We start from the raw sequence: 1,497 nt of genomic DNA, 5'->3' as shown, positions 1-1,497 counted from the left end.
TCGCAGACGGCTTCATCGCCGTAGGTGACGCCGCGGGACACGTAAATCCTACTACGGGCGGCGGAATATCGACCGCGGCGTTCGCGGGACAGTACGCGGGCGAGAAGGCGGTAGAAGCTATAGAGGAAGGAGATGTCTCAGAGGAGTCTCTCTGGGGATACAACGTCGATGTCATGGACGAGTTCGGGGCGCGTTATGCGACACTCGACGTCTACAACATCTTCGTGACAGCCTACGACACAGACGAGATAATTAGTCTTCTGTCGTCTCTTCCCGGTGACAAGATTAGCGAGGCACTCTACGAGGGCAAGACGTCTATACCCCTCACACTCAAGCTACGTATGGCGGTATCGAGCTTCGGACACTGGGACACCGTCTATAGCTTCTACAAGGCGAAGAAGAGTGCCGAGAAGGTGCTCGACCATTACGAGGAGTACCCCGAGTCACGCGACGGCTTCGAGGACTGGCAGGAGGAACGTGACAGACTCCTCGACGACGTCTACGAGACAACCGGTGCTGAGCCTAAGTACTCGTAGTCGTTCTGTCATTCGAATCCGCGAGCTGTTTGACCATCTCGGCTATCAGAACCACGACTATGGGTCCTGCTATCACGCCTATCGGACCTATGCTGAGGAGACCTCCCGTGAAACCTATGAAGTAGAGACTCCCGGGTAGTCTCTCGTCGGCGAGATGGACTCTTATGACGGCGTCGGGGAGCCACGCTATCACGATGCCACCGACGATGCCGACAGTCATCGCCTTGACGAGGCTCCCGACGAGGAGTTCGTAGACTACGATACCCGCGATGAGAACACTGGGTCCTACGATGGGGAAGAACTGAAGGAGTCCCGAGATTGCTGCGAGAGTACCCGAGTAGTCGTATCCGAAGAAGGAGAAGACGACAAAGGAGAGTACGAAGGTCACAGCCGAGACAGACGCCTGTAGGACGTAGAGGGAGAAAAGAGTCGACTCGACTTTCCCCTCGACGAGACGTGTTATGTCTTGGTACTTCGCCGGCACGGCACGCCACACAGCGTCACTCACCCTATGTCTGTTGTGTGTTAGGGAGAATATGAGGAGTGAGAAGAGGGTGAGTTTCAGAGCCAGAACCGGGGTTCGACGGGCTAGTTCGACGGCTAGCTGGGTCAGATACGCTATGAAGGTGTTCCGGAGATCTGTGACATCGACAGTATACGTAAACCCGACTGCTTCAACCGTCGTGGTAGACGGGAAGCCCGTCACCGCCTCTACTATCTCAGCCCGTCTCAGATACACCAGGAAAGCCGCGTATCCGATCAGAATCAGTATACTTACAAATCCGACGACAGTGGAGACCAGACTCGCCCACCAAGACGGAATCCCACGTCTCACTAGCCTCTCGTGGAGTGGGATCAGGATGTATGTGACAGTAACCGCGAAGAAGACTGTGTTGACGACGTCAAGTGACCTCCTCCTCGCCGTAAACGGCGAGGCTTCCCGAAACCGCACCGCAAGCGT

2 protein-coding genes are annotated in these 1,497 nt (G+C 55.9%); one reads left to right on the top strand and one right to left on the bottom strand.

Annotation, left to right across the window (positions count from 1 at the left end; genetic code table 11):
- Positions 1 to 536: electron transfer flavoprotein (locus tag SV253_01325; GenBank protein ID MDY6774725.1), on the top strand; the 536-nt coding region annotated here is incomplete at its 5' end.
- Here the strand turns inward: SV253_01325 and SV253_01320 are convergent.
- A partial coding sequence (locus tag SV253_01320) for an AI-2E family transporter (GenBank protein ID MDY6774724.1) occupies positions 523 to 1,497 on the bottom strand: 975 nt, incomplete at its 5' end. The two genes, SV253_01325 and SV253_01320, sit on opposite strands and share 14 nt — an antisense overlap.

This window comes from Candidatus Afararchaeum irisae (assembly GCA_034190545.1).
Classification (GTDB): domain Archaea; phylum Halobacteriota; class Halobacteria; order Halobacteriales; family Afararchaeaceae; genus Afararchaeum; species Afararchaeum irisae.
The sequence above is the reverse complement of the archived record's forward strand: the minus strand, read 5'-3'. Positions and strand labels throughout refer to the sequence as shown.